This window comes from Streptomyces sp. B21-083 (assembly GCF_036898825.1).
In the GTDB taxonomy this organism is placed as follows: domain Bacteria; phylum Actinomycetota; class Actinomycetes; order Streptomycetales; family Streptomycetaceae; genus Streptomyces.
This window is the reverse complement of sequence record NZ_JARUND010000001.1, coordinates 987,129-1,009,169: the sequence shown is the minus strand read 5'-3', so window position 1 is coordinate 1,009,169 and position 22,041 is coordinate 987,129. Positions and strand designations below refer to the sequence as shown.

Sequence of the window (22,041 nt, the reverse complement as noted above, 5' to 3'; positions counted from 1 at the left end):
CGGTTCCGGTCAGGATGCGCCGAGTGGCCGTCGTGGCCCCTGAGAAGGCGCTGCGGGTGAGCCTGGTCCGGATCGCCGAGGCGGGCTGCGTCGAGATCGACCTGGCCGGGGACGGCGGGCCGGAAGTCCGCAGACCCGCGGCGACGCGACTGCGGCGGCTGCGCACCGAGCCGGCACCACCGCTTCTCAGCGAGGCTTCCCCCGACCTGGATGCCCTGGAGCGCGAGGGCCGGACGGACCTGTTGGCGGGTGAGGCGCAACTGGAGGAACGACTCGGCAGCGCGGTCCGGCGCGGCGAAGCCGCCGCCCTGGCCGGCTGGTGCCCCGAGGCCGAGGTGGGCGCGACGGCGGCGCGCATCGCCGGCGCCGGGGGCGCGCTGGTGGTACTGAGGGCCCCGCGCGGCGTCGATCCGCCGACTTTGCTGACCGGAGCGGACACCGGATCGCCGGCGCGCCCGGCGAGAACGGTGCGCCGCTCCTTCACACCTCTGGTCAGCACGTACGGCACCGTGCCCTACGCCGACCTCGATCCCACCCTGCCGGCGGGGATCGTCTACGCGGTGATGTTCGGCGTGATGTTCGGCGATGCCGGGCACGGGCTGCTGCTCGTCGCCCTGGCCCTGCTGCTGCGCGCCGGCCGACCGCGCCGACTGGCGGCGCTGCGCCCGCTGTGGCCTTTCGTCGCCGGGGCCGGACTGGCCGCCACCCTGGCCGGGGTGGCGTACGGCGAGTTCTTCGGCCCGACCGGAGTGCTGCCCGTGCTGTGGCTGGCGCCGCTGGAGGAGCCCATGCGGCTGCTGGCCGCCGCCGTGTTGCTCGGCGCCGTGCTCCTGGCCTTCGCCTATGCCGCAGGAATCGTGAACCGGTGGCGGGAGGGCGGACCGGCCTCGGCTCTGTTCGCGACGACCGGTGTCGCCGGAGCCGCGCTCTACCTCGGTCTCGCCGGGGTCGCCGGATGCGTGTGGTTCGACCGGCCGGCGTACGCCGCCGCGGGGGCCGTGATCGCCGTCGTCGGCCTGGCCCTCGTCGCAGCGGGGCTGTACGCGACCACGGCGGGCGGTCCGGGCGGTGTCGTGCAGACAGGCATTCAGCTCCTGGACGCGGTGGTCCGCATCGGTTCCAACGTCGTGTCCTTCGCGCGGCTCGCGGCCTTCGGGCTGACCCATGCAGCGCTCGGCGCGATCGTCTGGGACGGCACGACGGCTCTGGCGGGCCGGGGGCCGGTCGGTGTCGCCGCCGCACTGGTGGTGTTCCTCGCCGGTAACGCCCTGACGTTCGCGCTGGAGGCGCTGGTGGCCGGCGTCCAGGCCCTGCGCCTGGAGTACTACGAACTCTTCTCCCGGCTCTTCGAGGGGGAGGGGCGTCCGTTCAGACCCTGGCATCTGCCCGCCGAGCCCGCCGAGCCCGCCGAGCCCGTCGAGGGGTTGGCCGCCGACGCCGAGCCGCCCGCCTCGGGAGAAACCGCGGCGGGGCAGATCGCCCGGCTCGGTCCGGCGAGGGAGGAGCACTCGTGATCACCTGGTTTCTGGCCCTGCCCGTCATCGCGGCGGGGTTCGTCGCCGCCCGCCTGGTACTGCGGCGCTCGGGCCGGACGGCCCTGTGGTGGATGGTCGCCGCCGACGCCGTGCTCTTGGTGGCCGCCACCGTGGTGCTGACCCTGGCGTTCGGCGGCGGATCCGCCCAGGCCGCGTCCACGGCCGCCCAGGACTCGGGTTCCGGCTCCGCCGCCCTGATCGGCGCCGCGATCGCGGTGGCCGGGTCGACGATCGGCGCCGGAATCGCCGTCGCCTACACCGGCGCCGCCGCGCTCGCGGCGCTCAGCGAACGGCCCGAACTGTTCGGCCGGGCCATGGTCATCGTCGGCCTGGCCGAAGGCATCGCCATCTACGGGCTGGTCGTCGCGGTCATCCTGATCGGGAAGGCATGACCATGGGACGCGTCGCCGCCCTCGGAGAGCGGGCCCGTGTCGCCGGTCTCGCCCTGGCCGGAGCGGTCGTGCTCGTCGCCGACGACCCCGAGGCCGTACGCCGGGGCTGGCGGAGCCTGCCGGACGGCGTCGACCTGGTGATCCTCACCCCTGCCGCGGCCGAGGCACTGGAGCAGGACCCCGGACTGCCCACAGGCCGCCGCCGGCTGACCACCGTGATGCCGCCATGACATCCCGAGCTCCCGACCGGACGACGGACGCGCTCGACCCGGTCCGGGCCGAGCTGCTGCGAGCCGCTCACGCAGATGCGGACGCGCTTCTGGCCCGCGCCGAGCGAGAGGCCGCCGCCCGGCTGGACCAGGCCCGTGCCGAGGCCCGGGCGATACTCGACGACGCCCGGCGGCAGGGCGAGGCCGACGGCGCGGACGCCGCCCGTGACCTCACGGTCAGGGCACGGCGCGAGGCCAGGTGCCGCATACTCTCCGCTCGGCGGAAACCGTACGAGGACCTGCGCCGCGAGGCAGCCGAACGGGTCCGGGAACTGCGCCGGGCCGAGGACTACGCGTCTCTTCGGGAGCGGCTGGAACAGCGGGCCCGGCTGCTCCTCGGCCCCGGCGCCGAGGTGATCGAGCACGCCGACGGGGGCGTGGTGGCCCAGGTACGGGGCCGGCGGGCCGACCTGTCGCTGCCCGCGTTGGCCGAGCGTGCCCTGGACAGGATGGGAGCGGAGGTGCGCAGCCTGTGGGAGCCGTGACGGAGTCCACCGGGACGGACCGCCCGCCTGTCGCCCGGCAGCCCGCCTCCCGGATCCTGCGCGTCACCGGACCGCTGGTCGAGATGGAGTACGCGGGCGGCACCGCGATGTACGACCTGGTCTCGATCGGCCCCGCCGGACTGCCCGGCGAGGTCGTGGCCATCAGCGGTGACGTGGTCACCGTCCAGGCGTACGAGTACACAGGCGGGCTCGCCCCGGGACAGGCCGCGCTTCCGCAGGGCCGCCCGCTCTCGGTGCGGCTCGGTCCGCAACTGCTCGGCGGGATCTTCGACGGGCTGCTGCGCCCACTGTCCGGTGCCGGCGACTGGCTGCTGCCGGACACGCGGCGGACCGCGACCGGGGAACGCACCTGGTCCTTCTCCCCCCTGGCGGCGGAGGGCGAGGAACTCGCCGAGGGGCAGGCGCTCGGGGAGGTCCGTGACGCGGGTCCGGTACGGGTGAAGGTCCTGGTGCCACCCGGCTGCGGGGGCACGGTGACGGAGATCGCCGGCCCCGCCGGCTACTCGCAGGACGCCGTCGTGGCTGTGGTGGGCGGCACCGAAGTCGGGCTGGGCGCCCTGTGGCCGGTGCGCAGGCCCCGCCCCGTGCGGGAGCGCGTCGACACCCACGAGGCCCTCAACACCGGTCAACGGGTGGTCGACCTGCTCTTCCCTGTGGCCCGGGGCAGCACGGTCGCGGTGCCCGGTGGCTTCGGCACCGGCAAGACGGTGCTGCTCCAGCAGATCGCCAAGTGGTGCGACGCGGACGTCATCGTCTACGTCGGCTGCGGCGAGCGCGGCAACGAGATGGCAGACGTCATCACCGAGTTGTCGGAGCTGCAGGACCCGCGGACGGGCGGACGCCTGGCGGACCGCACGGTGACGATCGCGAACACCTCCAACATGCCGATGATGGCGCGCGAGGCCAGTGTCCACACGGGGGTGACGGTCGCCGAGTACTTCCGTGACATGGGCCTGGACGTGGTGGTCATCGCCGACTCGACCTCCCGATGGGCCGAGGCACTACGCGAGTTCGCCTCCCGCACCGGCGCGCTGCCCGCCGAGGAGGGCTACCCGGCCGGACTGGCCTCGGCCATCGCGGCCTTCTACGAGCGGGCCGCCGCCGTGGCCACGCTCGGCGGTGACCGGGGCTCGGTGACCGTGATCGGCGCGGTGTCACCGCCCGGCGGCGACATGACCGAACCGGTCACGGCCCACACCGAGCGCTTCGTCCGCTGCCTGTGGACCCTGGACCGCGACCTCGCCTACGCCCGCCACTACCCGGCCCTCTCCTGGGCGGGGTCCTTCTCCCGGGACGTCCCCGTGCTGGCTGCCGGACACCGGGCGGCCGGAGATGCGGCGTGGTCCCGGCACCGCGACCGGGTGGGTGCGGCACTGGCGGAGGCCGACCGGCTGGCCGACCTGGTGGACCTGATCGGGATCGCCGCCCTTCCGCCGCGGGAGCGGATCAGCGTGCTCGCGGGCAGGCTGGTGCGGGAGGGTGTGCTGCAGCAGAGTGCGCTGTCGGAGCGGGACGCGTACTGCGGGCCGGAGAAGACGGCCGCACTGGCCGACGCCGTCCTGGCGGTCGTCGACCGCTGCCGGGAACTGGTGGACTCCGGTGTTCCGGCGGCGACGGTCGAGGAGATCGACTTCGGCCCGCTGCTGCGCGCCCGGGAGGACACCGGCCCGCACGACGCCACCGGGGTGGCGGCACGGCGCGACGCCATGCTCTCCAGGCTGGGAGAAGTGCGGTCATGAGCCTCTCCGGCGGAATCGAGTACACAGCGGTGCGCGAACTCCGGGGGCCGCTCGCGATCGTCGAGGGGGTCTCGGGGGTCGGCTGGGACGAGTACGCGCACATCACCCTCGCCTCGGGCGAACGGCGCCACGGCGTGGTGCTGGACGCCGACCGCGGCCTGGCGGTCGTGCAGGTGCTGGAGGGCACCGCGGGCATGGATCCGCAGGGCGTCCGCGCGGTCTTCTCGGGCAGCCCGCTGCGCGTCCCGGTCGGCACGGACTGGCTCGGCCGCGTCTGCAACGGACGCGGGGCTCCCGTCGACGACGGGCCACCCATATTCGGCTCCCACCAGGCCGAGGTGGGCGGCGCCCCCGTCAATCCGGTCCGGCGTGAGCCGCCGTCCGAGCCGGTGCTCACCGGCGTCGGGGCCATCGACGCCCTGACCACGCTGGTACGGGGGCAGAAACTGCCGGTGTTCTCGGTGGCCGGGCTGCCGCATCTCGAACTGGCCGCCCAGATCGCCGCGCAGGCCACCGTCGGCGGAGAGGCGTTCAGCGTCGTCTTCGCGGGCATGGGGCTGACCCACGCCGACGCCTCCTTCGTACGCGACGTCCTGGAGGAACGGTCCGCGGCCGGGGAACTGGTCCTGCTGCTGAACACCGCCGACGATCCGGTGATCGAACGGATCCTCACCCCTCGCATCGCGCTCACCGTCGCCGAGCACCTCGCCTTCTCCGAGGGACGGCACGTCCTGGTCGTCATGACCGACATGACGACGTACGCCGAGGCGCTGCGCGAGGTCTCCGCCGCCCGCGGGGAGATCCCCGCCCGCCGCGCCTATCCCGGTTACCTCTACAGCGACCTGGCCTCCCTGTACGAACGCTGCGGACGCATCCGCGGGCGGCCCGGCTCGGTGACCGTGCTGCCGGTGCTCACCATGCCCGCGGGTGACATCACGCATCCCGTACCCGACCTGACCGGCTACATCACCGAGGGACAGATCGTGCTCTCGCCTCAGACCCACGCGCGGGGCGTGTACCCGCCGCTGGACGCCCTGTCCTCCCTTTCCCGGCTGATGCGTAAAGGCGCAGGCCCGGGCCGTACCCGCGACGACCACCTCGACGTCGCCGCCCAGCTGCTCGCCGCCCTCGCGCGAGCCCGGCAGGTCCGTGATCTCGCGGACCTGGTCGGCCAGGCGGCGCTGAGCCCCACCGACCGCCGCTACCTCGACTTCGACGAGGCGTTCCTGCGGGACTTCGCCGACCAGCGCCGTGACGAGTCACGCAGCCTCGACGCCTCGCTGGAACGCGGCTGGCGGGCCCTGCTCACTCTGCCCCGCGGCCAGCTCTCCATGCTCCCCGGCGAGCTCCTCGACGCCCACGGGGCGAAGGACCTCGACCGTCTCGACGACCGGGGCGATCTCGACGACCGGGGCGATCTCGGCGACCGTGACGAGGAGGCGTCCCGATGACCAGTGCCCGTCGTACGCCGCCCGGCCGTGCCGGACGACTGCGGCTGCGTCGCAGCCTCGATGTCGCCGAGCGCGGAGCCGACCTCCTGGAGAGGAAGCTCCGCATCCTCAGCTCCGAACACCAGCGTCTGCTGCACGCGGAGAAGTCGGCCGACCGCGCATGGCGTGACCTTCTCTCCGAGGCCGAGACCTGGCTGCTGCGGGGCCTGCTCCTCAGCGGCGAACAGGCCCTCGACGCGGCCGCTGCCGGCATCGGCCCCGCCGAGATCACGGTGCGCTGGATCAGTTCCATGGGAGTACGCCGCCCGGCGGCTGCCTCCGTGGCGGTACGGAACCGTCCTCCCACCTCCGCCGCGCCCACCAACACGGCGCTCGTACACGCCGAAGCGGTGTACGGCCGTGCCCTGCGCGCCGCCGCCGAGTACGCCGTCGCCCATGCCGCCGCCGAGCGCATGGGAGCGGAGGTCATCAGCACCCGGCACCGGGTCCGTGCCCTGCGGCGCCACTGGATTCCGCGTCTGCGGGAGGCGCTCGACCGGGCCGACCTCTCCCTGGAGCAGGCCGAGCACGAGGACGGTATCCGGCGGCGGTGGGCAGCTCGGACCGCCGAGCGGTGAGCGCCCCGGTGGTTCCGTGTCCGGCGGTCACTGGAATGCCGCGTGGATCTCCTGCTCGTTCGCGTTGTGCGAGACGAGCAGGATCTCGTCACCGGGTCGGAGCCGGAGCGCCGGATCAGGCACGGTGGGTTGTCCGTCGCGGACGATTGTGGCGACGACCGTCCCCTCGGGCAACCGGACGTCGCCCAGGACGAGTCCGGCCGTCCTGGACTCCGCTGTGATGGCCGTTTCGATGACGTCGACGCCCGCCTTGCTGAGCCGCAGCAGGGCGACGGTGTCGGTGGCGCCGGTGGCCTCTTCGATGAGGGAGATCAGCGGGGTGGCGGCAGGGACGGCGACGTCCACGCCCCAGCGTCCGTCGAACAGCCAGGCGTTGTCGGCGTCGTTGACGCGGGCGGCGACGCGGTCCACGGCGAACTGGCGTTTGGCGAGCAGGCTGATGACGAGGTTGTCCTCGTCGTCCCCGGTGGTGGCGATGACGAGGTCGGCGGTCAGGGCGCCGGCGTGTTCCAGGAGCGCCGGCTCGCAGGCGTCCCCGGCGATGAGCCGCACCGGGATGCGCCCTTCCAGGTCGGCGACGCGGTCGTCGTCGGCGTCGATCAGCGTCACCTCGTTGTGGGCGGCGGCGAGCACCTGGGCGATCTGGGTGCCGAGCCGTCCTGCTCCGGCGATGATCACGTTCACGTGCCCAGCTCCTTGTCGAGGAAGCCGCGCAGCCTGCCGAGCGCGGTGGCGGCAACGGCGAAGGTGACCAGGTCGCCCGCCCGCGCGGGCGTGCTGTGCGCGGGGATCAGGGAGCGGCCCGCGCGGGTGACCTCGACGACGCGGATCTCGCCGTCGACCTCGAACTCGGCCAGCGGCCGCCCGGTCAGATAGGCCGGCAGTTCGGAGCGGTAGAGGAGGGTCTCGCCGTTGCCGAAGGTGAGTTCTGGTGTGAGGTGGCGGTGCAGCAGCATCTGGTGGATCTGGTGGACCGTCCAGCGGACGCTGGCGATGGTTGGGATGCCGAGTTCGCGGTAGATGTCGGCGCGGCGTGGATCGTAGATGCGGGCCAGGACGATCGGCACCCGGTAGATCTCCTTGGCCGTCCGCGCACTGACGATGTTGCTGTTGTCGCCCGAGGTGACGGCGACGAACGCGTCCGCGTGTTCGATTCCGGCGGCCTCGAGCACCGCGCGGCTGAATCCGTTGCCCTCGTGGAAGTGGCCCGGGAAACCGGCTGGGAGCCGCCTGCGGGTCCTGGCCGAGCGATCGATGAGCCGTACGTCGTGGCCTTCGGCGACGAGCTGGACCGCGAGCGTGGACCCCACCCGGCCGCAGCCCGCGATGATCACTCTCATCGTGCTTCTCCTTTCGGACTCGTCGGCCGGCGGCGGCGCAGCCACCACTTACGGGTTTCCTCCGAGGCCAGCAGCAGCGCCCCGAAACCGGCGAGGACTGCCCAGTCGGTGGCGGCCAGTGGAGCGGTGTTGAAGAGGGCCTGGAGCGGGGGCAGGTAACTGATCGCCGCCATCAGGGAGATTCCGAAGCATCCGGCGGCCAGCAGCCACGGGTTGGACAGCAGGCCGATCCTGAACACGCTCTGCCGGTCAGTGCGCACCGCGAGGGCGTTGAAGAACTGGCTGACCACGATCCCGGCCTGCACCATCGTGATCGCCTCGCGATAGACGGTGTTGTCCTTGGTGAAGTCGGAGTACGGGATTCCGGAGGCGTGGATGTGCCAGAAGAACACGGCACACACTCCGAGGGCCTGGATGCCGCCCAGGAACAGGATCCGTCCCATCACGGCGGTTGAGAACAGCTGTTCCCGCCGGGAGCGCGGCGGCCGATCCATCACGTCGGGTTCCGGCGGCTCGGCGCCCAGTGCCAGGGCGGGCAGGACGTCGGAGCCGAGGTCGATCGCGAGGATCTGTACGGCGGTGATCGGGACCAGCGGGAATCCGGCCAAGGTCGCGGCCAGGATCGGGACGAGCTCGGCGATGTTGTGGCTGAAGAGGTAGACCAGGAACTTGCGGATGTTCTGGTAGACCGATCGTCCGAGCCTCACCGCTGCGGCGATGGAGGCGAACGAGTCGTCCAGTAGCACCATCACCGCGGCCTCCCGGGCGACATCGGTGCCGGAGGCGCCCATCGCGACGCCGATGTCGGCGTGCTTGAGGGCGGGTGCGTCGTTGGCGCCGTCACCGGTGACCGCGACGACCTCGCCGCGTCGCTGCAGCGCGGTGACGACCCGCATCTTGTGCTCGGGGCTGACTCGGCACAGCAGCAGCTCGCCCGGCGCGGCCAGCAGTGTGTCCAGGCCGTCGTTGTCCAGAGCGTCGAGCCGTGCCCCGGTCACCATGGTGGGCGCGGGCCGGGAGACGATGCCGACCCGGCGGGCGACGGCCTCAGCGGTCAGCGGGTGGTCCCCGGTGACCATGACGACACGGATACCGGCCCGTCGGCAGGCGGTGACCGCGTCGCTGACCTCGGGCCGTGGTGGGTCGAGCATGCCCACGAGCCCCAGGAGCGTCAGCTCCGACTCGACCTCGTCCTGGACAGGGCGGGAGCCTGATACGGGCCGCCATGCCGACGCCAGCACGCGTAGCCCCTGAGAGGCCAGCTCGTCGTTCGCGGTGGTGACAGCGGCACGTAGCTCATCGGTCAGAGGCCGCCGCTCTCCCCTCCAGTCGATGCTGGTACAGCGCGCCATCAGCTCCTGCGGTGCGCCTTTGACGTACGCGTGGTAGCCGTCGGCGGTGTCACGGTGCACGGTGCTCATCAGCTTGCGGAGCGAATCGAAGGGGTACTCCGCCACGCGCGGCGTCGCCGCTTCCTCAGCGGCAAGGTCGAGTCCGGCCTTCGCCGCAGCCACGAGCAGCGCGCCCTCAGTGGTGTCGCCGAGCACCCGCCAGCCCTGGCGATCCGACGGAGGGATCAGCCGGGCATTGCAGCACAGTGCCGCTGCCCGCAGCAGCCCGCGCACCGGCTGCGGGTCGGCCACGTCGCCCTCAGGCGCGTACCCCACCCCGGAGACGGCGTGCGGCACACCGCCGGCCCACACCTGCACGACGGTCATCTCGGCCTGGGTGAGTGTCCCTGTCTTGTCCGTGCACACGACGGTGGTGGACCCCAGCGCTTCCACGGCGAGCAGCTGTTTGACCAGGGCGTGCCGACGGGCCATGCGCCGCACGCCGATCGCCAGCGACACCGACAGGGTCGCGGGAAGGCCCTCGGGGACGAGCGCGACCATGACCCCGAGTGCGAACACGAAGGTCTCGACGAACGGCTGCCCGGTGGGCGCGCGCACCGCGAACAGAGCGGCCCCGATCGCCAGCGCGGTTCCCGCCACCCTGCGGGCCATCGAGGCCACCTGACGCTGCAGCGGAGTCTTCTGCCGCGGCGCTGCGGCTGCGAGCCGGAAGATCCCTCCGAATTCGGTCGCCGCTCCGGTGGCGAAAACCACCGCCTTCGCGGCGCCCGCCACGACATCGGTGCCCATGAACACGCAGTTGCGGGCCTGCAGCACCGGCCCGGCCGCCACCGGGTCGGCCGTACGGCCGACGGCGTTGCTCTCCCCGGTCAGTGCCGCGTTGTTGACGGAGACCTCGTGTGCCTCCACGAGGCGGCAGTCCGCTGACACCGCGTCCCCGGCCTCCAGGACGACGACGTCTCCGGGCACCAGGTCACGCGCGGGCAGCTCTCGCCGCTCCCCGTCGCGGAGCACCCGGCAGGTGTGCGGCACCATGGCCTGCAGCGATTCTGCCGTCCGCTCGGCGGAGTACTCCTGCGCGAACCCGATGGCCGCGTTCAGCACCACCACACCGAGGATCGCCACGGCCAGTTGCAGGGTTCCCACGTCCTGTGGCTTCTGAAGCCCGTAGGCCAGGAACGTGATCGCCGATGCGACGAGCAGCACGACGGCGAAGAGGTCGGTGAACTGGCCGACCAGGTCTCGCCACAGCCCTCGTCGCCCTGCGGGCGGCAGTTCGTTGGGCCCGAACCGGTCCCGCCGTGCCGCCGCGTCCGCCGACGCCAGTCCCCGCGGCGAAGCATCCAGCGCGGCGAAGACCTCGCCCGTCGCCAGCGTCTGCACCGTGGGGCCGCGCGTCCCGACCGGGACCGCCGGCCCGGCGCCCCCGTCTCCAGGCGTCAGCACGGGAGTTCCGGTACCCATCGCCGAGTGCCTCAGACCATCGCCGTCACGGCGGGGCCACGCGGACGGCCGTGACCTTGTACTCGGGGCAGGACGTGACGGTGTCCGCGTGGTCGGAGGTGAGGCGGTTCACTCCGCTCGCGGGGAAGTGGAAGGAGCAGAAGACCTGGCCGGGAGCTGTCTGTTCACTGACGCGGGCGATGAGCCGGGCTCGGCCGTGCCGACTCTCCACCGTGACCTGCTCGCCGCCCCGCACCTCGTACCGGGCGGCGTCGTCCGGGTGGAGGTCGAGGAAGTCGACCGGATCGAGGGCGAGGTTGCCGCCGCGCCGGGTCATACTCCCGGAGTTGTAGTGCGCCCAGCGCCGTCCGGTGACGAGGACCAGCGGATAGCTGTCGTCGGGCTGCTCACCGGGCAGGAGGTAGGGGGTGGCGGCGAGGTGGGCCCGGCCGTCCGGCGTGGCGAAGCGCTCCAGGTACAGCTTGGCTTCTCCGGGGCGGTCGGGGTCGGGGCAGGGCCATGGCACGGCGCCCTCGCGGTCCAGTCGGTCATGGGAGAGCCCGGCGAAGACGGGCGCGAGTCGTGCGCACTCGGCGAGCGCGTCGGCGGGAGTCGCGCAGCCCAGGTCGACTCCCATCGTCGTGGCGAGGGCCCGGACGATGTCGAAGTCGGTCCGGGTCTCTCCCGGCGGGGGCGCGGAGGGGCGGACCCGCTGGAACCTGCGGTCGAAGTTGACGAAGGTCCCGTCCTTCTCCAGCCAGGAGGCGACCGGCAGCACGACGTCGGCGTGCCGGGCGGTCTCGGACAGGAACAGTTCGTTGCAGACGACGAGCGGGCAGGCGTCCAGCGCCTGGGCCACGTGGTTGGCGTCGGGGTCGGTGGCGCAGACGTCCTCGCCGATGACCCACAGCGCCCGCAGGTCTCCGGCTCGTGCGGCGGCGAACATGTCCGGGATCCGAAGCCCTGGCCGTGCGGGGACCGCTACGCCCCAGACGCGCTCAGCCCGCGAGCGGACGGCCGGGTCGGTCACCTTTCCGTACCCGGGCAGCAGGTCCGGCAGGGCGCCCATGTCGGAGGCACCCTGGACGTTGTTCTGGCCGCGCAACGGGTTGACCCCGTAGCCCCGGTCGGTTCCCACGGCGCCGCGCAGGATCGCCAGGTTGGCCAGCGACCGCACACCGTCGGTGCCGTGGAGGTGCTCCGTCACGCCCAGGCCGTAGACGATGGCCGGCCGCTCGGCCCTGCCGTAGAGGCGGGCGGCGGCGACCAGGTCCGCGGCAGGTACGCCGGTGATGTCCGCGACCCGGTCGGGCGGATAGTCGGCCAGCAGCTCGGTCAGCTCCGGCAGCCCGGTCGCCCGTGCGCGCAGGAATTCCTCGTCGGTCAGCCCTTCGGCGAGCAGGATGTGGGCGAGCCCGTGGAAGAGGGCGACGTTGGTGCCGGGGCGGGGCCCCAGATGTACGTCGGAGTGCAGGGCAAGGCCGACAGCACGCGGGTCGGCGACGACCAGCTTGGCTCCGTGCAGCACGCGGTTGAGCAGTCGGGCCCCGACCACCGGGTGAGCCTCGACGGGATTGGCCCCGACCACCAGCAGGCAGTCGGCCCGCTCGACGTCGTCGAAGCTGTCGGTGCCGCCGGAGAGTCCGAAGGATGCCGTGAGGCCGGCGGCGGAGGGGGAGTGGCAGAGCCGGGAGCAGTTGTCGACGTTGTTCGTGCCGATGACCACCCGCATGAACTTCTGCACGAGGTAGTTCTCCTCGTTGGTGGCACGGGCCGAGGAGATCGCCGCCACGGCATCCGGGCCTCCCGTGTCGACGGCCGCACGCAGTCCTCCGGCGACGTGGGCCAGCGCCTCGTCCCAGCCGACCGGTTCCAGGGCGCCGGCGCGCCGCAGCAGGGGCTGGGTGAGCCGTTCCGGGGACGTGCGGAATCCGTGGGCGAAGCGGCCCTTCACGCAGGCGTGTCCGTGGTTGACCGGGCCGTCCCGGGCGGGCAGCACCGCCGCGACCTCGCCGTCCTGGGTGACCACGTCGAGGGTGCAGCCCACGCCGCAGTAACCGCAGGTGGTGCGCGTCCGGGCCGCCGCGGGCCCGACCCCGGAGGTGAGGCCGCGCGCCGGTCCGGGCTGGATGATCGCTCCCGTGGGGCAGGTGTCGACACAGCCGCCGCAGGCCACGCAGTCCGACTCCGCCCAGGGTCCGCCGGTGCCGGGGGCCACGACCGTGTCGCCGCCCCTGCCGACCAGGGTGAGGGCGAACGTCCCCTGCACCTCGGAGCACATCCGCACACACCGGCCGCAGGCGATGCACAGGTCCCGGTCGAGATGGACGTACGGGTGGGAGTCGTCCCCGCCTCGGCCCCCGGAACCCTGCGCCGTCTCGGGAGCGATACCCAACGACTCGCAGACATGGGCCAGTTCGCTGGGGTTGCCCTCGGCGAGGGCCCGAGGCGGCAGAGCGGAGACGATGACCTCCACCGAGTCCCGGCGCAGCCGCACGAGATCATCAGTCGTGGTTTCGATCCGGGCGCCGGGCGACGACGGGGTGACACACGCCGCCGCGACGTGCCCGTCGGCCCGTACCAGACACGTACGGCAGGACCCGGCAGGGCTGAGCCGGTCGTCGGAGCAGAGCGCCGGCAACTCGACCCCGGCCGCCCGCACCGCTGCCAGCAGCGACGTACCCTCAGGCACCTCGACGCCGGTCCCGTCGACCTCGATCGCGATGCGGGTCATGGGCCCCACCCCGCCAGCCGATCCCCGTAGGCGCGGGCAAGACTGCGCACGGCGGGCGCGATCCGCCGTCCGAAAGCACACAGGCTCGCCTCGGCCAGGACACGCGACAGCCGACCCCACTCCCGGACCGGCGCAGTCCCGGCGGATGCCATCTCCAGGCCGCGGCGCGAGCCGACCCGGCACGGCGAGCACGCCCCACAGCTTTCGGCCGAGGCGAACTCCCATACGTGCCGCAACACGTCCTCCGGCGCCACGCGCTCATCGAAGGCGACCAGACCGGCATGGCCCAGGGCGGCGCCCCGGGCCGACAGTCCGGCCTCCGACAGAGGTACGTCCAGCGCGTCGGCGGCGAGGAACCCGCCCAGTGGGCCGCCGACCTGGAGTGCGGCCAGCTCGGCGTTGTCCTTCAGGCCGCCGCCCAGTTCCGTGACGATCCGCCGCACCGGAGTGCCGAGCTCGACCTCGTAACAACCCGGCCGGGCGAACCGCTCGGAGAGACACACCAGTTTGGTCCCCGTCTCGGCGGGCGTGCCGCGCCGCGCGTACGCTTCGCTGCCACGCCGGACGATCCACGGCACGGCCGCCAGGGTCTCCACGTTGTTGACCACGGTCGGCGCATCCCACAGGCCACGCTCGGTCGGGTACGGAGGGCGCGGCCGGGCGCATCCCCGACCGCCCTCCAACCCCGCGATGAGCGCGGTCTCCTCACCGGCGACGTAGGAGCCGGCGCCTTCGACAACCCGGATGTCCAGCGCGGTGGCCGTACCGTGCACGGACGGGCCGAGATGGCCGTCGGCATACGCGTGCCCCACTGCTTCCCGCATCCGTGCCAGAGCGGCCGGGTATTCGGACCGCACCAGCACCACGCCCTGGCGGGCCCCGCACGCGAAACAGGCCAGGGCCAACCCCTCCAGCACCCGCTCCGGGTCGGCCCCCATCAACAGCCGGTCGGCGTAGGAGCCAGGGTCCCCTTCGTCGCCGTTGGCGACGACCACGGTGCCGGGCGCGCGGCCGGCCGCCTCCCATTTCGCCGCCACCCGGAAACCCGCGCCGCCACGCCCTCGAAGCCCTGACGCCGCGACCTCGCCGAGAACCTCGTCCGGGGTTCCCGTCGTCACCGTCCCCGGCCACACCTGCCACGCGGGCTCACCGCAGAGCACACCGCCCAGCAGAACCGGGTCACCGGTGTCATCGGTCACCGGGATGTTCGGTGCCCGCGGTGGCTCCCGCCCGGCGAGCTGACCAGCGAGAGTCGGACCTGCGCAGGGCGTGTCGCCGTCGAGCGCCGCGGGCCCCGCGTAGCAGTAGCCCAGACAGCGGACGGCCTGCATCGATACGTCACCTTCCGGCGAGGCCGTGGCGGGGATGACGCCCAGCGCGTCCTGGGCATCGGCGAGGTGTCGTCCGGCCTGCGCCGCGAAGCAGGCAGTCGCGGCGCACACCCGGACATGACGGCGGCTGTGCGGGGTGGCGAGGTCCGCGTAGTAACTGGCAGGTCCGAGCGCGGCGGCAGCGGGAAGTCCGGCTTGGGCAGCGACAGTTGGAGCCCAGCTCTCGGGGCGGTCCGGTGTGCCCGCCCTGGCCTCAGCCAGGGACTCGATCAACCGGTCTCCAGGCCGCCCGCGCCGGTCGGCCAGGGCGCGGAACGCGTCGAAACGGTCGGCAGGACCGACGGGAACCATGCCTTCATCGTGGAGGCAGCGGGACGAGGCCGCATCCCGGCACCAGCCCGCACGGCCAGCACCCGTGCGGGAGGGACTTACCTGCCGTTCTCGTGAAGCCGTAGTGACCTCGAAGCCGGGAGTCACGGGGGCGGACTCAGCAGCCGGTCACATGCCGCCGCCGGGCCGAGCCTCGTCGCCTCCGTCGTCAACGCCCTCCAGAGGCCCTTGCCGCAGTTCGCATCCTGCCGGGTCACCCGGTGAAAGCGCCCCAGCCCCGATCACGATGTGCGGTGTGCTGGGCGCGCACGGCAGAGCGGCACCTCGGCACTTGGTCAGCTGCTACCGCCAGTACCTCGGACTACCGCCACGGGGGAGTGCGCATGATGCAGCATGGCCTGGCTCACCGACCCCAGCAGCAGGCCGGAGAAGCCGCCGCGTCCGCGAGCACCGACCACAAGCAGCTGGGCCGTGCGGCTCGCGTCGATCAGCGCCTCACGCGTCCCGCCGTGCACGACCTTGTGCTTCACGCTCACGCCCGGGTACTTCTCCTCCCTCTCTGTAAGCCTTGGGTGAGACGCTCCGTCGTAAGCATGAGAATGAAGAGCAAGGGATCCTCAGCGACTGATGACGTACTTGTGCCGTGCATGGCGACGGCCGGCACGGCCGCCATTCTTGTGGACGAGGTACGGCGCCATCGCGACGCCATGGCAGAAAACCGGTGGCTGTTGATCCGCGCACGCACAGGGGCGGCCGCGCCGGGCTGTGACCTCGGAGGAAGCCGGGGGGACTGGGACCTAGTCAGGCCACAGTGATGCTGTCGTCGAGGTAGACGTCCTGGACGGCGTGGAGGAGTTCGATGCCCTCGTCGGTGGGCCGCTGGAAGGCTTTGCGGCCGGTGATGAGCCCGGTACCGCCGGCCCGCTTGTTGATCACTGCCGTCCGTACGGCCTGCGCGAGGTCCCCTTTTCCGGCCGATGCACCGCCGCTGTTGATGAGCCCGACCCTGCCCATATAGCAGTTGGCCACCTGCCAGCGGGTGAGGTCGATCGGGTGATCGGTGGTGAGCCTGTTGTACAGGCGCTTGTCGGTTCTGCCGAAGTCCAGTGCGGTGTAGCCGCCGTTGTTCTCCGGCTGCTTCTGCTTGACGATGTCGGCCTGGATGGTCACGCCGAGGTGGTTGGCCTGCCCGGTGAGGTCGGCCGACACCGAGTAGTCCACGCCGTCCTTCTTGAACGCCGGGTTGCGCAGGTAGCACCACAGCACGGTGAACATGCCCAATTCATGGGCCCGCGCGAAGACTTCGCTGGCTTCCTGCAACTGGCGGTCTGACTGCTCCGAACCGAAGTAGACCGTGGCGCCGACACCGGCCGCACCGAGTTCGAAGCACTGCTCGACGTTGCCGAACATGATCTGGTCGTAGTGGTTCGGGTAGGTCAGCAGCTCGTTGTGATTGAGCTTCACGATGAACGGGATCTTGTGTGCGTAGCGCCGCGACACGGCCCCCAGCACGCCGAGTGTGCTCGCGACCGCGTTGCAGCCGCCCTCGATGGCGAGTTCGACGATGTTCCGTGGGTCGAGGTAGCGGGGGTTCGCGGCGAACGCCGACGCCGCGGAGTGCTCGATGCCCTGATCGACCGGCAGGATCGACACGTACCCCGTGCCGGCCAGACGGCCGTGGTCGAGGAGGGACTGCAGGTTGCGCAGCACCCGGGGCGAGCGGTCGGTTGCGGCCACGGTCCGGTCGACGAAGTCATGGCCCGGCAGTACCAGGTCTTCCTTGGAAATTCCTTGGGCGGTATGAGCCAGCAGGTCCTTGGCCTCGTTGCCCAGCAAGGCTTGGATGTCGGTCATAGGCTCGCCTCTCCGGTCGTTCGGATTACCGAGGTGCGAGGCTCGCGGATTGCCGAGGGGTGAGGCCCGGGTTCCCGTAACCGCCGGACCCATGTACGTCCGTTCGTACGCGCCTGTTCGGCGTCTTGACGGCTTCAGCGGCGACGCGGGCACAGCCGTGATCATCCATGCCCCGTGCCATGTCCCCTCCCCGTCGGGAGCACCAGCGGTCATGCCCGCTGGTGGTGCCCATGGGGCTCAGGCGGGTGCGTAGGTCAGGCAGTCGACGTCGGTCTGCTGGTAGCCCACGGCGATGCCGGGGGCGCGGCATTCGAAGTCGATGTTGTGCCGGCAGTCGGACATCTTGCAGGCGCCGACCCGGCCGGTGGCGGACCGGTCGCCGCCCTTGGCCGGGGAGGTGAAGAAGGTGTCGCAGTGTGCGTGCTGGATGTCGCCCACGGTGATGGCCAGAGCGTGGCAGGCGCGGTCCCGGTTGTAGGCACAGTCCTCGACCGCGCACTCGGTCACGACGGGCATTTTCATGGCGGCAGTCTCCGGGTGTCGGTGTTTGTCCGGCTCGGGGGCGGCGAGCGGTGAGCGGCTGACGGGAGCGTGGGCCCAACACGTCCATCGTGTTCGTCGGCGCCACCGGCGGCCAGCGGGCTTCCGCCGAACGGGACAACACGCGTGAGCCGTCCTACGGACCCTGAACGGATGTGGCTGCGATGCGCGCCGCCAGGACCTGCGTGGAACCCGCATCGGGTCCGGGCGCCTGAGCGATCCTGCCGTGGAACAGTGGAGAGGAGGAGCCACGAGCCGTGTGACGCCCGCGGAGGTGCAGGCCGGGCGAAGGAGGACACGATGAGTCACCCTGTGCTGGCGGGCATCGACGGGTCCGAACGCAGTTCGGCGGCAGCCGACTGGGCCGCGAGGGAGGCCGCGCTGCGCGGCGTTCCGCTGCGCCTGTTCCATGCCTTCCCGCGGCTTCCCGGACCCGCCACCGTGCCGGGTCCGGCCCTGGACAGGCTGCATCACATGGGTGCGCAGATGCTCGAGCGCGTGGTAGCAGACCTCGGCGACCGCTACCCGGATGTCGAGGTGCGGGGCGAGCAGGCCGATGACGCCCCCGCCGAGGCTCTCCTCGTCGCGGCCCGCGCTGCCGGGCTCCTCGTCGTCGGCACACGGGGGACAGGCGGTTTCGACGGTCTCGCGGTCGGCTCGGTGGCCCTGCGGATGGCGGCAGCAGCCCCATGTCCTGTCGTGTTGGTCCCCCAGCGGCCCGGCGCCTTCAGAGAAGGGGTGAATGCGGCGCGCGGCGCTGCCCGGGTCGTGGTGGGGTTCGACGCGCATCGCCCGGTCCGTGAGGTGGCGGACTTCGCGTTCTCGGCCGCTGCGGCACGCGGAGCACGTTTGCGGGTGGTCCAGGCATGGGCCTTTCCTGCCGAGGCCGTCTCTCCGCGGACGCTGGTGGTGACCGGGGAGGACCGCGCCACGTGGGAGGACCAGGAGGTCTTGCAGCTCTCCGACGCGCTGCGCGTTTGGCAGGAGAAGTACCCCCGTGTGACGGTCCGCACCGATGTCGTGATGCTCCACCCCGCGGAAGCGCTCTTGAACGCGTCCGGGGACGCGGCCCTGCTCGTCGTGGGCCGCCGCACCGATCCGCAGGCGGCCGAAGGCCGACTGGGGCCGGTCACGCATGCCGTACTGCACCACGCCGGCTGCCCGGTGGCGGTCGTACCGCACGCCGGATAGCGGCCGGACCAGAGGTCTGGTGGCGGATCGGCAGGTCCGGCAGCGATCGGGTGAGCGCCGGGGCCGGTCAGCCGAAGAACACCTCGAACTCGTCGTACAGCGACGGATCGACCAGTTTGGTCTGCGCCGTGGCATCGGCGAGGGGGAGTCGGACGATCCGGGTGCCCTGCAGGGCGACCATGACGCCGAAGTCATTGTCCTTGACCGCGTCGATGGCGTGCAGCCCGAAGCGCGTGGCCAGCCACCGGTCGAAGGCGCTCGGGGTGCCGCCGCGCTGGATGTGACCCAGCACCGTGGTGCGTGCATCCTTGCCGGTACGTTCCGAGATCTCCTGGGCCAGCCATTCACCGATGCCGGACAGCCGCACATGGCCGAACTCGTCCAGCGACCGATCCTTGAGGATCATCTGCCCCTCTTTGGGGACGGCCCCTTCGGCCACGGCGACGATCGGCGCGTAGTTGATCTTGAATCGGCTCTTCACCTGATCACAGACCTGATCGATGTCGAACGGTCGCTCCGGGATGAGGATCACGTTAGCGCCGCCCGCGATGCCGGCGTGCAGTGCGATCCACCCGGAGTGCCGCCCCATCACCTCCACCACCAGGGCGCGCATGTGTGACTCGGCAGTGGTGTGCAGACGGTCGATGGCCTCGGTCGCGATACCGACGGCTGTGTTGAAGCCGAAGGTGTAGTCGGTGCCGGAGACGTCGTTGTCGATGGTCTTCGGCACGCCGACCAGGTGGATCCCCTGCCGGCTCAGCTCAGTGGCCACACCGAGTGTGTCCTCGCCACCGATCACGACGAGCGCGTCCACGTCGTGCGTGGCAAGGGTGTCCTGCACGCGTCGCAGCCCGTCCTCGTGCTTGAACGGGTTGGTGCGGGAGGAGCCGAGGATGGTTCCGCCGCGAGGGAGAATCCCCCGCACGCTGGAGATGTCCAGCGGCATGACATCACCCTGGAGCAAACCGAGCCAGCCGTCCCGTACGCCGACGAAGTCGAAGGCGTATTCCTGGACGCCCTTGCGGACGACACTGCGGATCACGGCGTTGAGGCCGGGACAGTCACCGCCGCCGGTCAGTACTCCGACCTTCATGGGCTTACTCCCATCCGCTGGTCACCCCGCCTGTTTGCGGCCTCATCGGAGATCGAGAACCGCTGTCGGGGTACGTAATCGCCTGCTATCAGCCTCCCTCCGTTCGATCCGCAGTGGCCACTCGACGGACGCCAGATCCAGGCAGCTCGCTCGTGGGGACTTCTGCCCGGCCCTAAATGCGGCCTGGACTCGTTGGACAGGTGCGGGCCGTGTCGGACGGGCGACCTGTGTGACCGGGCCCGGGACAACCCCGTGCGGAGCAGAGCAGGCTGTCCTCACCGGAATCGGCGTCGGTGAACAGATGGAAGCCGTAGTCCATCGACTCCATCTCAAAGGCCGCCTCGTGCGGTGTTTCCTTGCGGGGAGAAGGACTTGTGGCGGACGACCTGCCGTTCCCTCGCGGGCCGCGGCCCGCGGGTAGTGGTCGGGGCGGTGGATGGGTTCACCGCCGTGCCGCCACTCGTTCGGGCCCGGGGGCCGGGCATCCGGCCGCAGCAGGGCTCCCAGCGCTCGGCCAGCCGGGCGGGCTGTTCTGCCAACCGGTCCTGGGGCAGGTCGACGGCCTGTGTGGCGGTCTGCCCTGGTGCACAGCCTGCTGGAAGCGGTGCTGTCCGTCGGCCGGGAACTGGACCTGGAACAGGCCCTGCACAGCATCGTCGAGGCCGCCGCTGTGCTGGTCGACGCCGAGTACGCCGCACTCGGCGTGATCGGCCCCGACGGCAAGCGGCTCTCCGCCTTCCACACCATCGGCGTCACCGAGGAGCAGATCGCCCGGATCGGCCCCTACCCGGAGGGCCACGGCATCCTCGGCGAGCTGATCCACCACCCGGAGCCGCTGCGCCTGGCGAAGATCTCCGAGTACCCGGCGTCCTACGGCTTCCCGCCCAACCATCCGCCGATGAACACCTTCCTCGGGGTTCCCATCCGGGTTCCCATCCGGGTGCGCGACCAGGTCTTCGGCAACCTGTACCTGACCGAGAAGCGGGGCGGGGCGCAGTTGGACGAGGAGGACATCTCGGTCACGTCGCCCCTGGCAGTCGCGGCCGGCGTCGCCATCGACAACGCCCGCCTGTACGAGGAGTCCCGGCTGCGGGAGCGCTGGCTGCAGGCGAACGCGGAGGGCTGATCGCCGACCGGGCTCGGGAGATCACGGGTGCGGCGCTGGCCGTGGTCGCGGTGCCGATGGCGGAGACCGACTCGCTCGTCATGGAACTCGCGGTGGGAACGGACGCGGAGGCGCACCGGGGCCTGGTGGTGCCCGGGGAAGGCGGCCTGATCGGTGCGGCCTTCACCTCCGGCACCCCCGTCACCAGCGGCGACGGGTCCCACGACGAGCGCGGCGAGATGGGAGTCCCCCCGGCCGAAGGCTCGGGGAGGGTGTCGTCCGAGCCCGCCGGGTTCGCCGCACTCGGCCCGGCCGTCGCCGTCCCGATCGGGACGGACCCCGGCGCGGTCCGGGGCGTCGTGCTGCTGGTCCGGGAGGTCGGCGCCACGGCGTTCTCCGGCAAGGAGATCGAACCACTGAAGGGCTTCGCGGCGCAGGCGGCGGTCGCGATCGAGCTGGCGGAGCGGCGCGCGGACGCCGAGGAGGTCGCGGTGCTCCAGGACCGCGACCGCATCGCCCGCGACCTGCACGACCTGGCGATCCAGCGGCTTTTCGCTACCGGCATGACCCTCCAGAGCGCGGGCCGCTTCATCGAGCACCCCGAGGCATCCGAACGCGTGGTGCGCGCGGTGGACGACCTCGACGAAACCATCAAGATCATCAGGTCGACGATCTTCGGGCTGCGCTCGCGTGACGGCTCCGACGGGACCGGGCTGCGGGCGCGTGTCGCGCGGATCGCCGGTGAGGCGGCGCCGGTGCTGGGTTTCGCGCCCAGTGTGCGGATGGAGGGCCTGGTCGACACCGACGTGCCGCGCGAGACCGCCGACCACGAGGCCGCCGTACTCTCCGAGGCCCTCACCAACATCGCCCGGCACGCCCGCGCCGACCGCGCCGACGTCGTCCTCACGGCCGGCTCCGGCAGGGTGCGTCTCACGGTCACCGACAACGGCGTCGGCATCCCGGCCGACGGCCGGCGCAGCGGGCTGCGCAACATGGCGGAGCGGGCTCAGCAGCTCGGGGCGAGCTGGAATTGAGCAGTCCTGAGGGCGGTGGCACAGCGTTGGTCTGGTGGGTGCCCGTCGCGTCGGCGTAGCAAGGAGGTCGGCGCGGCAAGGAGTATGGGCCGCTCGGCCCAAGCGCCGGGTCCCCGGGATGTCCGACCCTGGAGGTGTCGCGAAGGCATCCCAGCACCATGGGAGTCCCAGCACCACGGGAGGAC

At 71.9% G+C, this 22,041-nt stretch carries 16 protein-coding genes and 3 pseudogenes; 9 read left to right on the top strand and 10 right to left on the bottom strand.

The window, feature by feature from the left end; translation table 11 throughout:
- Positions 1–14 precede the first annotated feature (14 nt).
- Genes QA861_RS04535 through QA861_RS04505 form a run of 7 tightly spaced genes read left to right on the top strand, consistent with a single transcriptional unit; the run spans position 15 to position 6,509 of the window.
- Entirely contained in the window at positions 15–1,514 is a 1,500-nt protein-coding gene (locus QA861_RS04535; protein ID WP_334586892.1) for a V-type ATPase 116kDa subunit family protein, read from the top strand.
- Entirely contained in the window at positions 1,511–1,927 is a 417-nt protein-coding gene (locus tag QA861_RS04530) for an ATP synthase subunit C (RefSeq protein WP_334586890.1), read from the top strand. The genes QA861_RS04535 and QA861_RS04530 overlap by 4 nt, the downstream gene beginning before the upstream one ends.
- Positions 1,924–2,157: a hypothetical protein gene (locus tag QA861_RS04525; RefSeq protein ID WP_334586889.1), complete on the top strand. Its 234-nt coding sequence runs from the start codon at positions 1,924–1,926 to the stop codon at positions 2,155–2,157. The genes QA861_RS04530 and QA861_RS04525 overlap by 4 nt, the downstream gene beginning before the upstream one ends.
- Complete coding sequence (locus tag QA861_RS04520) at positions 2,154–2,681, top strand: hypothetical protein (protein ID WP_334586888.1); 528 nt, start codon at positions 2,154–2,156, stop codon at positions 2,679–2,681. Before QA861_RS04525 ends, QA861_RS04520 begins: the two co-directional genes overlap by 4 nt.
- Complete coding sequence (locus QA861_RS04515; protein WP_334586887.1) at positions 2,669–4,441, top strand: V-type ATP synthase subunit A; 1,773 nt, start codon at positions 2,669–2,671, stop codon at positions 4,439–4,441. Before QA861_RS04520 ends, QA861_RS04515 begins: the two co-directional genes overlap by 13 nt.
- The gene (locus QA861_RS04510; protein ID WP_334586885.1) at positions 4,438–5,892 is read left to right on the top strand and encodes a V-type ATP synthase subunit B; all 1,455 of its coding nucleotides are present in this window, start codon (positions 4,438–4,440) and stop codon (positions 5,890–5,892) included. Before QA861_RS04515 ends, QA861_RS04510 begins: the two co-directional genes overlap by 4 nt.
- The gene (locus QA861_RS04505; protein WP_334586884.1) at positions 5,889–6,509 is read left to right on the top strand and encodes a V-type ATP synthase subunit D; all 621 of its coding nucleotides are present in this window, start codon (positions 5,889–5,891) and stop codon (positions 6,507–6,509) included. Before QA861_RS04510 ends, QA861_RS04505 begins: the two co-directional genes overlap by 4 nt.
- Before the next feature lie 27 nt (positions 6,510–6,536).
- Here the strand turns inward: QA861_RS04505 and QA861_RS04500 are convergent, their stop codons facing one another.
- The 8 genes and pseudogenes from QA861_RS04500 to QA861_RS04465 form a co-directional block, all read right to left on the bottom strand.
- Complete coding sequence (locus QA861_RS04500; RefSeq protein ID WP_334586883.1) at positions 6,537–7,193, bottom strand: potassium channel family protein; 657 nt, start codon at positions 7,191–7,193, stop codon at positions 6,537–6,539.
- Positions 7,190–7,849, bottom strand: a complete 660-nt coding sequence (locus QA861_RS04495; protein WP_334586882.1) for a potassium channel family protein — start codon at positions 7,847–7,849, stop codon at positions 7,190–7,192. Before QA861_RS04495 ends, QA861_RS04500 begins: the two co-directional genes overlap by 4 nt.
- On the bottom strand, positions 7,846–10,647 hold the full coding sequence (locus QA861_RS04490) for a cation-translocating P-type ATPase (protein ID WP_334586880.1): 2,802 nt from the start codon (positions 10,645–10,647) through the stop codon (positions 7,846–7,848). Before QA861_RS04490 ends, QA861_RS04495 begins: the two co-directional genes overlap by 4 nt.
- A gap of 43 nt (positions 10,648–10,690) precedes the next feature.
- Positions 10,691–13,378, bottom strand: coding sequence for a formate dehydrogenase subunit alpha (gene fdhF, locus QA861_RS04485; protein ID WP_334586879.1), 2,688 nt, complete (start codon positions 13,376–13,378; stop codon positions 10,691–10,693).
- A complete protein-coding gene (locus tag QA861_RS04480) occupies positions 13,375–15,060 on the bottom strand; it encodes an NAD(P)H-dependent oxidoreductase subunit E (protein ID WP_334586878.1) in 1,686 nt (561 codons plus the stop codon). The genes fdhF and QA861_RS04480 overlap by 4 nt, the downstream gene beginning before the upstream one ends.
- 314 nt (positions 15,061–15,374) lie before the next feature.
- Positions 15,375–15,596: pseudogene (locus QA861_RS04475) on the bottom strand (universal stress protein); the annotation flags it as partial.
- A 244-nt stretch (positions 15,597–15,840) separates the two neighbouring features.
- Positions 15,841–16,893 carry a class I fructose-bisphosphate aldolase gene (locus QA861_RS04470; RefSeq protein WP_334586877.1) on the bottom strand — a complete coding sequence of 351 codons (1,053 nt, stop codon included), beginning with the start codon at positions 16,891–16,893 and terminating at the stop codon, positions 15,841–15,843.
- A 237-nt stretch (positions 16,894–17,130) separates the two neighbouring features.
- Positions 17,131–17,415 carry a DUF1540 domain-containing protein gene (locus tag QA861_RS04465; protein ID WP_334586875.1) on the bottom strand — a complete coding sequence of 95 codons (285 nt, stop codon included), beginning with the start codon at positions 17,413–17,415 and terminating at the stop codon, positions 17,131–17,133.
- Between the two features lie 318 nt (positions 17,416–17,733).
- Between QA861_RS04465 and QA861_RS04460 the strand changes: the two genes are divergently transcribed.
- The gene (locus QA861_RS04460; RefSeq protein WP_334586874.1) at positions 17,734–18,624 is read left to right on the top strand and encodes a universal stress protein; all 891 of its coding nucleotides are present in this window, start codon (positions 17,734–17,736) and stop codon (positions 18,622–18,624) included.
- A 67-nt stretch (positions 18,625–18,691) separates the two neighbouring features.
- Here QA861_RS04460 and QA861_RS04455 read toward each other — a convergent pair whose 3' ends face one another.
- Together QA861_RS04455 and QA861_RS46980 are read right to left on the bottom strand one after the other, a co-directional pair.
- Positions 18,692–19,717: a 6-phosphofructokinase gene (locus tag QA861_RS04455; RefSeq protein ID WP_334586873.1), complete on the bottom strand. Its 1,026-nt coding sequence runs from the start codon at positions 19,715–19,717 to the stop codon at positions 18,692–18,694.
- 172 nt (positions 19,718–19,889) lie between these two features.
- Positions 19,890–20,060 (bottom strand): annotated as a pseudogene (locus QA861_RS46980) (sigma 54 modulation/S30EA ribosomal C-terminal domain-containing protein); the annotation flags it as partial.
- A gap of 240 nt (positions 20,061–20,300) precedes the next feature.
- Between QA861_RS46980 and QA861_RS04450 the strand changes: the two are divergent.
- Positions 20,301–21,915 (top strand): annotated as a pseudogene (locus QA861_RS04450) (sensor histidine kinase); the annotation flags it as partial.
- Positions 21,916–22,041 lie beyond the last annotated feature (126 nt).

What these genes read in the sequence shown, in the direction of transcription:
- QA861_RS04460 (WP_334586874.1), top strand. Translation starts at nt 17,734, where the DNA reads ATGAGTCACCCTGTGCTGGCGGGCATCGACGGGTCCGAACGCAGTTCG.
- QA861_RS04480 (WP_334586878.1), bottom strand. Translation starts at nt 15,060, where the DNA reads ATGGTTCCCGTCGGTCCTGCCGACCGTTTCGACGCGTTCCGCGCCCTG.
- QA861_RS04470 (WP_334586877.1), bottom strand. Translation starts at nt 16,893, where the DNA reads ATGACCGACATCCAAGCCTTGCTGGGCAACGAGGCCAAGGACCTGCTG.
- QA861_RS04505 (WP_334586884.1), top strand. Translation starts at nt 5,889, where the DNA reads ATGACCAGTGCCCGTCGTACGCCGCCCGGCCGTGCCGGACGACTGCGG.
- QA861_RS04495 (WP_334586882.1), bottom strand. Translation starts at nt 7,849, where the DNA reads ATGAGAGTGATCATCGCGGGCTGCGGCCGGGTGGGGTCCACGCTCGCG.
- QA861_RS04455 (WP_334586873.1), bottom strand. Translation starts at nt 19,717, where the DNA reads ATGAAGGTCGGAGTACTGACCGGCGGCGGTGACTGTCCCGGCCTCAAC.
- QA861_RS04525 (WP_334586889.1), top strand. Translation starts at nt 1,924, where the DNA reads ATGACCATGGGACGCGTCGCCGCCCTCGGAGAGCGGGCCCGTGTCGCC.
- fdhF (WP_334586879.1), bottom strand. Translation starts at nt 13,378, where the DNA reads ATGACCCGCATCGCGATCGAGGTCGACGGGACCGGCGTCGAGGTGCCT.
- QA861_RS04465 (WP_334586875.1), bottom strand. Translation starts at nt 17,415, where the DNA reads ATGAAAATGCCCGTCGTGACCGAGTGCGCGGTCGAGGACTGTGCCTAC.
- QA861_RS04520 (WP_334586888.1), top strand. Translation starts at nt 2,154, where the DNA reads ATGACATCCCGAGCTCCCGACCGGACGACGGACGCGCTCGACCCGGTC.
- QA861_RS04535 (WP_334586892.1), top strand. Translation starts at nt 15, where the DNA reads ATGCGCCGAGTGGCCGTCGTGGCCCCTGAGAAGGCGCTGCGGGTGAGC.
- QA861_RS04510 (WP_334586885.1), top strand. Translation starts at nt 4,438, where the DNA reads ATGAGCCTCTCCGGCGGAATCGAGTACACAGCGGTGCGCGAACTCCGG.